The organism is Kosakonia sp. S42 (assembly GCF_016624785.1).
GTDB classification, from domain to species: Bacteria; Pseudomonadota; Gammaproteobacteria; order Enterobacterales; family Enterobacteriaceae; genus Kosakonia; species Kosakonia cowanii.
Genome location: NZ_JACVTW010000112.1, coordinates 1 through 274 on the forward strand (window position 1 = coordinate 1; position 274 = coordinate 274).

General features: G+C 53.3%; 1 other RNA gene. It reads left to right on the plus strand.

What is annotated here, in order from left to right:
* Positions 1-151, plus strand: a non-coding RNA gene (locus tag IAE50_RS25790) — RtT sRNA; the annotation flags it as partial.
* Between the last annotated feature and the right edge of the window lie 123 nt (positions 152-274).

Genomic DNA, 274 nt, shown 5'->3' on the forward strand with positions numbered 1-274 from the left:
AGTTGACTTTTAATCAATTGGTCGCAGGTTCGAATCCTGCACGACCCACCACTATTAAGTCTGGTGAAGCGTTTTAACGTGAAGGATAACGTTGCGACAGCAACGGCCCGTAGGGCGAGGCGAAAGCCGAGTCATCCTGCACGACCCACCACTTAACCTCGCGGTGGAGAGGTTAACGTTACGAAAGTAACGAACCACGATTAGCAGTATCCAGCGCAGTATCGGGTGATTAGCTCAGCTGGGAGAGCACCTCCCTTACAAGGAGGGGGTCGGC